The sequence below is a fragment of the Bradyrhizobium sp. CCBAU 11386 genome, assembly GCF_028128955.1.
GTDB lineage: Bacteria > Pseudomonadota > Alphaproteobacteria > Rhizobiales > Xanthobacteraceae > Bradyrhizobium.
The window spans coordinates 1-8039 of record NZ_LBKA01000017.1; the positions used below are offsets into that span (position 1 = coordinate 1).

Below are 8039 nucleotides of genomic sequence, written 5' to 3' on the forward strand. Positions count from 1 at the left end.
ATGCAACGCGCCTTCCCTTCGACGCAACGTCACCGGGGCTCAACGCCAGCCGTACCGGAAGGCCACGGCTATCGACCAACGCGTGAAGCTTGCTCGTCAACCCGCCCGTTGACCGTCCCATCGACTGCCGCTGGTTCCTGGTGATGCACGCTCCGTGCGGATGCACGCGGACAACGAAAGTGTCGATCATCTGGACAGCCGCATCGCGAGCAGCCGCAAGGGCCTCAATAATACGGCTCCAGACCCAGCCCTCCGCCAGCGATTCGCCTCGTAGGTCGGTTCGGACATACTTATCGGCCTTATCGGCGCCGGCGCACGGGCGGCGGAATCGGGGGAACGTCGCGCTGCCAGATGGTCCCATTGTCAAACTGAATCAGCATCCCGTCAGGTGAATAGACTGCGCTTTGATTGAACGCATCTATCCAAATCCGGTTTGCCGGCGAGTACCAGTCAGGCCACGCACGAGATGGCACACCGGCTTCCGTCAACAGGTTGAGTTCAGTCCCATTCTGCGTGACGTAAGCCGGCAAGCCTCCACGACACATCTGAATGCATTTGTAGACCCCTGTGAGATTGGCCGGCTGTGCCAAAGCACCGGTCGTCGCAAGCGCTGCCGTGACGCAAACAGCGATTGATAAATGCCTCATATAATCATCTCCCGGGAAACGGAGCCGACGGTATTCGATCCTGCGAGCTTACCGACAGACCCATACTCCATTCACCAGCACACGGGCGCAGGCGGGTGCCACAACGGCTGCGCCTACCGCAGCTCCACCCACGACCGCGCGGCGCGTCGTCCGACGCGCAACGCCTGCAACACTCACGGGAGTTGCGGGTCGCCCTACCCGAGCCTCCGCCTGGCCGATCGAAACCGAATAGCCGGTTTCCTGCGACCACTGCACTGAGGTTGCCGTTGCGCAGACCACAATCGCGGCAACTAACCACAATCTCGCATTGATGCACTTCATGGTGAGCTCCTTGGGTATATGCGTCAGCTATTTCTTATTTCTGGTCTTGCTGGCTCCCCTTAGCCCGGACGGGTTTGGGAGAGAGCTTGCCAGTTCTGTCATCTGGATACAGGTGATAAGATCAACATAACTCTGAGCTCCGGCCGAACTGGCCTCGCCCTCGCAGCGGTCACGAAGGGGAGGTGCAGTCCCCTGCCATATCGTCTCGAGCTGTTGCTTTGCGGATGTTTCATCGCGCATGCAGTCGGCAAGGCTTTGGGCTTCGCTCAGCCCCATCTCTTTATCGATCGCCGTCGTGGCTTGGCACAGCGCCTCTACTTTCAGTTCGGGTACGCGATCAGAGATCGGTATCGACAAATTGCTTCCGAACAGCGCGAGGGATAACAAAGCGGCCTTCATTTGCTGAACCCCTTCTAGAATTGCGCAGGCTGGAACGGCGGAGCAGGCCAATCCGTCCTGACGTTGTTCGGGTTTCTCCGGTCAAACAAATCCTGTCGAAACACCGTGCTCCTGGCGGAACGCAGATCGCCCACTGGAGAATTAGCCTGAGTCGCAGCGGGCCTCGTGTTCACGTGCCTGCTCGCGGCCGCAACGGCGGTCACCACGGCCACGTTCAGAACGCAGGTCAGAACAAGCAATCGCGCGATCATTACTTGACTCCCTCCAGCGCCCGGTGAACGTCACGTACAGCGAGCCACGTCGTCGCGGGAGCGACGTTGATCCAGATCAAGCGGTCCCGACGCTCTCCATCACGCCACCCTCGCATCGCGAGCGCTCGAAGGCGCCAGATTATCTCGCCCCGCCTTCTGCTAATTTGAGCGAGAACGGCTGTTTCGTGGAGCGGAGGGTAGTTCGAGCGAGCGGCTCACGTTGTTCACTGCCGGGAATTCTCCGACCAGGAGCCTTGCGAAATAGACTCTCAACAAGTGGTCGAAGGTCAACTCTGCTTCGCCGCCGTCGCGGCCCTCAAGGCTGGCGTTATCGGCAAGCCCACCAAGTACTTGTTGCGCCATGGCCTGCCTCCTCGAAGCAGCACACCACCCGGATGCCTCGTTGTTGTCAGCAAGAGATGCGCCGCGATCGATCGGTTTGATCCATCTCAAATGACTCGTGCATTTTGAACGAGAAGCGAAGACCGACCGCCCATGGGTGTCAGCCTCGATGAAGCGCGCAACAGGGTGTTGCCGCCGGTTTCCAGAGAGATCGTCAGCGCGATGTGGGTACTACTTTGTAGTCATCCGCTTCGGTGGTGCGGTCGGCGCGGGCGCTGCCGGAAAGCGCCCAGGCACTTCCGCTGCATCGGGAGCACTGCCGCTTGCTAAGAACGTACTTCGTGATCATCCGCCTTGGCGGCGTGGTCGGCGCCGCCGGCGAGATGGCGAACGCAAGCCGCGATTACTTCGTCACGATCCTTCGCGTCGGTGCGACCGTGCTGGTCGGCGCCATTGGCGACAGCGAGAAAGTCAGCCACGTATTCCAGCCAGCCGGCCGATTTTCTGCGGCAAACTCGCCGTACCCTTTCAGGTTCAAATATCCCTGCAGGTCGCCGACCGGAAACAGGTATCCGATCTGCGGACCGACTCCCACCACGCGCGACCGGAAACCACCCAGGATCGGGGGCTGACCAAAATCGTCCGTGATCTGCTGATAATAGTAGCCGACGAGCCCAACGAAGAGCTGCTTCGAGAGAAACTGCGAAGCACCCCAATCGATGTGGAAATCGATGCCATTTTGGTATTGCGTGTCAGTGTTCTTGAAGTTGTAGGTGAGCCCGGCGACCGCCGAGAACTCATGGCCCGACTGCGGATTGAAATAGGTGTAGCCGCCGCCGCCGTCGATCGCGCCGTGACCGATACCGAGGTTAGCAAGACGGGTTGAAGAGTAGGCGCCAACCGGAATGTCGCCGGTCAAATAGGTCATGTAGTTGTGGACGCCGGCGTTCCACTTCAGCGTTACTTGCGGGTACAGATCGCCGACCGAGGTGATTGAATCAGAGAGGGTACCGGTGCGGGTCGTCACAAGGGGCCCAATAGCCGTTGTCAGCGTTCCGTCGAGCGTTGCAGCGGATCGGCCAAACAAGCCGGTGATGCCGATTGCCAATTGTCCGCCGAGTACCGGCGTCGCGAACGTGTAGGTCGGGTTGAGCAGGACAAGGTCCGCCTGCGCGTTTAAACGCAGATTCAAATCAACATTGACGTTAGCGGGGATCCGGCCGACGCGGATTTCTCTTGCTGCGGCTGCGCTACCGAAGGCGGACACGCTGGTGTGATAATAAACTTCGGCCATCGACCAGCCGGGGACCGCAGGGACTGCCGCGAGGCTGCTGAAACGCCCCGGAAGCCAGTACGAAACGCCGTCCTCATCGGCATAAGCTGCGTCGGACAAGCATCCGGTCAATGCTACGGCCAGGCCGATCGTTGCGCGAGTGAGCCGACAATGAGACTTTGGTTCGGATAGGTACCGCGTCATCTGCTTGTCCTCCCGCCAACAAATGACAGTGTATCGATCGGCGATTCAATGTCTCGCTCCAAGGTCGCAACCTCGTCAGATTCGGTTCAGCATGTTGCGCTAAAGGCACTCAGCATCGCCGCTGACCCGTAGGAATACCGACAGCATGATTGACCAGAGGTATTTATGTCTAGGCAAGGTGCGCCTGTGTGTAGCAAGAAGACTGCAGGATAGTGCATTCCTCATTGCCAGAGGCGGCGGTCACACCGAATGCTCTTGGTTGAGTCGCTGTGACACTTCGTTGCGCACTCGTGCGGGGTGATAAGCGAGCAAACCTCAGTCGTTGGCGTCGCTCATGTCTCCGGCATCGTTCGGGTGTCATTGAGTTAGATCGACGCTCGACAGCCGGATGCGATCTGACGTAGAGTGTTGGTGCGTGTTCGGAGTATATTGCAATGGATATTCGCAAGATACTTATTGCGCTGATCGCTGCATTCACCGTCCCGCCTTCGGCAACTACACAGCAAACATAACGACCACGAGCTGCTCAAAGCATCGCTCGTGCGCGAACCGTCTTGATCGGATCAAGACGGAAACTGCCCCGAAGTTCAGATGGGGGGCAACGTACCGCCGACCAGGAGAGAAGATTTCGGTTTCCTGAGGGAAAGCCCGGCTGGAATCTTGTGACTGCAATGGCAGACGAAGCGATCGACTACGTCAATCGCACGAACGCGCTGTCGCCCGACACGCCGTTCTTCGTCAAATTCGCGCCCGGCGCAACCCATGCGCCGCATCACCCGACGCCGGAGTGGGTCAAGAAGATCAGCGACTTGCACCTGTTCGATCAAGGCTGGAACAAGCTGCGCGACACCATCTTCGAAAACCAGACGCGGCTCGGCGTTATTCCGCAGAACTCGGCAACTTTCTTGCACGACAGGCCGGTGCCGCTGAGGCCGAGGCCGAATATCGGGAGGCCCTCAGGCTTGATCCATCGTTCTCGCCTGCCGCCATCAATCTTTCCGATCTCTACCGGCAACTTGGCCGCGACAGTGACGGCGAACGCATTCTTCGCGAAGCCCTGTCCAACTCGGGGCAGACTGCCTCACTTCACCATGCACTCGGCCTCGTGCTCGTGCGCGAAAAGCGCGCCGATGAGGCGCTCGGTGAATTGCGTCAAGCAGCAGAGCTGGACCCCGGTCAACCGCGCTATGCTTACGTCTATGCCCTGGGGTTGAATTCCTCTGGCCGCCGCGACGACGCCCTTGCCGTCTTGAGAACCAGCTTGCAATTGCATCCCAACGATCGCGACATCCTTTCTGCCGCACTCGCCCTGAGCCGCGAAACAGGAGATTCCGCGTCCGCGCTGGGCTATGCTGAGCAACTCTCGCGCTTGATGCCCGGCAATCGCGAGATTGACGATCTCATCAAGCAGCTCAAGCGATAGCCGACCGCGAAAATCTGCGACACGGCTAGTTTCGCACCGCGTATAGCGGCGTCCTGAGCGTGAGCTGGTACGCCGGTTTCGGCAACCACATGATCTCGGCGGTCAAGCCAAACAGTCGGTTGTCATTGTCGTCCATGCGGTCCAGATCGAGCCGCACGATGGGCTGGGTGAACGACTGGAGCGGCACGAGGTTCAGAAGCTGGGCGCCTTCGAACGACTGTACCCCGACGCGACCCGTAAACTTCCAGTTATTCGGCCACTGATAGTAGCCACCGACATAACCGATCGTATTTGGATTAATTCTCACCGATGCGTTGCCCACGTCAACGCGCGTGTGCTTGATGCCTACGAGAATGCCGCGAGTCTCGTCCTTGTCCAGGGCATAATCGAACTCGAGAATGTTGTTGAAGGATGTCGCGGTCAGTGGGCCGTTTGGAATCGATTGGGTTATCGTGGATTGCAGCGTCACGGTCGGGAAATTCCCGCCATTCTGCTGGTAGATGTCGGCCTGGAAACCGATATTCCAGCTTGTGATGTCAAATGAAGACCATCCGCTACCCGCAAACTGCGTGGAGCTGCCGGACACGCCGGCGTAGAGCGAGACGCGATCAGTGACATCGATCGTAAACGGAAGATCGACGTTGAGTGATTTTGCCGCCGGCAATCCGGTCGATGATGCAGCGCCGTTCGGTCCGCCGAGCGTTTGCACCGCAGTGAAGAAGGAGGGATGACCAAAGCCAAACGCCAAAGATCCTGCTGGGATTTGCGCGTAATAGGTTCTGAGATCGAGGTACATCGTCGGCACGGTCGGTTTTTTGTCGCCATCGCCGTCGTCGTCGACGTCAGCGGCCAACGAGCTTGCCGCCGGACAGATCAGGGCGACGCCGAGTGCGGCCTTCAGAACGGACCGAAACCTCGTCAATGCCCGGCTCCGAGTTCGACGCAAGCCTTGCTTACCCGCAGGGCCCCGCCAGGTGCTGCAACATATCGTGCCATGAATTGGGTCACTCTGTCTGCAACCTTCGGATCACGATTTTTCCCGTAGACCTGAATCAATGCCAGAACGCACGACCGATCCACCATGTCACGATCCAAGCGCCTCGGCGAAATTTGACCACGGCTGCCAACGTGGCCCGCTCTGCACTCCAACTGCCCTGCCCACCAAGTTACACTTTGACGAGCGGACGTCCAGCGGACGCATCTCAGCCGTGAGGGCTCTTGTCCAACGCAGACACTTGATTTGCATCAAAGTATGGCTCGGTCAATGCGAGCAGTCTCGATCGAATTGCACGACCGTCTCTTATTGCACGACCCTCTTTTGACGGCACAGCTCTCAACGGGAGTATATTGCCATGAAAATTAAATGAACCGCTATGGGATCCTTTCGGGAATGCCTCTCAAATACAACGCGGATGGCTCGCTGGATATCTATATTCAGGCCACGACGCCCGGCGCAGACAAGGAGGCGAACTGGCTACCTTGTCCGCCGAGCCTGCCGTTCAACTTGACCATTCGCGCGTACCAGCCGAGCAAGCCGTTGCTCGACGGCAGCTACAAGATTCCGCCGGTCAAGAAGGTGCGTGACGCAACTTGATCCAGTCGGAGCTGCGGCGGCCCTGGAGCGCTGGATCATCGTGCCCGAACTCTAGCTTTCGACTATTTCGCCGTCGATGGTTGGGCGATGCCTAGAGGTAAGTCACCATGAAATGGGTCACAACTACTGTAGCCATTGAAATCGCTGCCACCGGCCTGATCCTGATCCTCGCTCCGTTTCTTTTTGGGCGCCTGGTCTTAGGAGGCGAATTAACCGAACCGGGCCAGGCGCTCGGCCGACTCGCGGGCATTGCCCTGCTGGGTCTTGCCTTGACGTCTTGGCCGGATTCCTCTGCAAGGCCTGTCACTCGGGCGATGCTCGGCTACAATCTACTCGCAACCGCTTATCTTGGTTATCTGGGAATCATGGGGAAGTTAGTGGGAGCACTGCTATGGCCCGCAGTTGTCCTGCACTTGCTTTTCGCTGCGCTGCTGGCTGCTGAATGCATGACCGTTAGGCGAGCGTGAGATTTCGCCCGGAAATTCCCATCAAGCTGCGACAAGGATTACAGTTATGGATAGACGGCTTGGATTGGTATTGCTGGCTGCCGGAGTTGTTTCTTGCAATCCATTAGTCCGGGCGCAACAGGCAGAAACTCCGCAATCGATGCTGGCGGCACAGATTCGCATACAAGGTTTCACCTGCGACAAACCGCTTGGTGCCGTTAGAGATAACAAACGCTCTCGGCCAGACCACGCCGTCTGGGTCCTTAGATGCAGCAACGCGACCTACCGGGTCACCCGCGCTCCCGACATGGCGGCGAAGGTCGAACCGCTACGATGAGCGATCGCGATTTGACCGAGCTTGGCCGCAGTTGATCGGACCGTCACGTGTCGGAGTTCCGCCCATCGCGTCGCTCCGCGGCGACGCAGCAAGCCCATTGGATCGAAGCGGACAACCGCCAAACGCTGCTACAGATCCGCATTCTTGAGTACGCGCCCTAGTTCCACCGGATTCGAGCCCCAGCGCGCGACATCCCCCGCACTGAAGCCGAAGGCCGGCCGGTCAAAATGCCTCGGGCCGCACCGGTTCCCTGTTGCGGCCCTTCCGAGCCGGGCAGCCCCTCGCGGATAACGTCTCGGTGAATGAAACCGTTTACCGCATCACGCGAAGCACTCTGGAAACAATCCGCGCCCAGTCTCCCGTCGTTCACGAGGGGATCTCAAAATGATCGTTCTCAAAATCTTTGCTGTCGTTCTTGGTGCTGGCATCCTTTTCACGATGTACTCAGGCGACCTGGGCGCCGACGTCGTGCTCGCCATCGTGGCCTGCTTGGCATGACCAGAAGACCCGCCAGCGTGAGCTCGGGTGCCAGTCATCCCAAGCGCCTTGCCTGATCTACCTTCAGCTTTCCGGAGCTGGAACCGTAGCCGGCGTGCTCAGCGGCGCTCCTCCAACCGAAACGGGCCCTACGGATTTCGACTGCCGGACCATCCGCTTGCGCAGCGCTGCGGACAGTCCATAGCGGGCCTGCGCTCTTCGGATGGAGGATGTGACATCCAACATCATTGTATTTTGCAGCGTATCGACCTTCGCAATGAGCGTGGACAACTGCGAAGATATCTTCCTCACATCGACCCGTTCG

Annotated in this window: 9 protein-coding genes and 3 pseudogenes; 4 read left to right on the plus strand and 8 right to left on the minus strand. The window is 58.8% G+C overall.

Annotated features, from left to right (window positions below; all coding sequences use genetic code 11):
• The 6 genes and pseudogenes from XI09_RS46005 to XI09_RS04885 all read right to left on the minus strand — a co-directional run.
• A pseudogene (locus tag XI09_RS46005) lies at positions 1–261 on the minus strand (IS5/IS1182 family transposase); the annotation flags it as partial.
• A gap of 38 nt (positions 262–299) precedes the next feature.
• Entirely contained in the window at positions 300–647 is a 348-nt protein-coding gene (locus XI09_RS45695) for a hypothetical protein (RefSeq protein ID WP_333939031.1), read from the minus strand.
• 48 nt (positions 648–695) lie between these two features.
• Positions 696–968, minus strand: a complete 273-nt coding sequence (locus XI09_RS04870; RefSeq protein WP_271565850.1) for a hypothetical protein — start codon at positions 966–968, stop codon at positions 696–698.
• Positions 969–995: 27 nt separating this feature from the next.
• Positions 996–1367, minus strand: a complete 372-nt coding sequence (locus XI09_RS04875; protein ID WP_271565851.1) for a hypothetical protein — start codon at positions 1365–1367, stop codon at positions 996–998.
• Between the two features lie 410 nt (positions 1368–1777).
• A complete protein-coding gene (locus tag XI09_RS04880; RefSeq protein WP_271565852.1) occupies positions 1778–1981 on the minus strand; it encodes a hypothetical protein in 204 nt (67 codons plus the stop codon).
• A gap of 382 nt (positions 1982–2363) precedes the next feature.
• Positions 2364–3437, minus strand: a complete 1074-nt coding sequence (locus XI09_RS04885; RefSeq protein ID WP_271565853.1) for a SphA family protein — start codon at positions 3435–3437, stop codon at positions 2364–2366.
• Positions 3438–4075: 638 nt separating this feature from the next.
• On the opposite strand from XI09_RS04885, the pseudogene XI09_RS04890 reads away from it, so the two are divergent.
• Positions 4076–4333: pseudogene (locus XI09_RS04890) on the plus strand (arylsulfatase); the annotation flags it as partial.
• Positions 4225–4860: a tetratricopeptide repeat protein gene (locus XI09_RS04895; protein ID WP_271565924.1), complete on the plus strand. Its 636-nt coding sequence runs from the start codon at positions 4225–4227 to the stop codon at positions 4858–4860. The pseudogene XI09_RS04890 and the gene XI09_RS04895, both read left to right, overlap by 109 nt.
• Before the next feature lie 25 nt (positions 4861–4885).
• Here XI09_RS04895 and XI09_RS04900 read toward each other — a convergent pair whose 3' ends face one another.
• Positions 4886–5782 (minus strand): hypothetical protein, encoded by an 897-nt coding sequence (locus tag XI09_RS04900; RefSeq protein ID WP_271565854.1) that lies wholly within the window; start codon positions 5780–5782, stop codon positions 4886–4888.
• A 441-nt stretch (positions 5783–6223) separates the two neighbouring features.
• Between XI09_RS04900 and XI09_RS04905 the strand changes: the two genes are divergently transcribed.
• Positions 6224–6454: a DUF1214 domain-containing protein gene (locus tag XI09_RS04905; RefSeq protein ID WP_333939032.1), complete on the plus strand. Its 231-nt coding sequence runs from the start codon at positions 6224–6226 to the stop codon at positions 6452–6454.
• Between the two features lie 107 nt (positions 6455–6561).
• Positions 6562–6921 (plus strand): hypothetical protein, encoded by a 360-nt coding sequence (locus XI09_RS04910; RefSeq protein ID WP_271565855.1) that lies wholly within the window; start codon positions 6562–6564, stop codon positions 6919–6921.
• Between the two features lie 877 nt (positions 6922–7798).
• Here the strand turns inward: XI09_RS04910 and XI09_RS04915 are convergent.
• Positions 7799–8039, minus strand: a pseudogene (locus XI09_RS04915) (hypothetical protein); the annotation flags it as partial.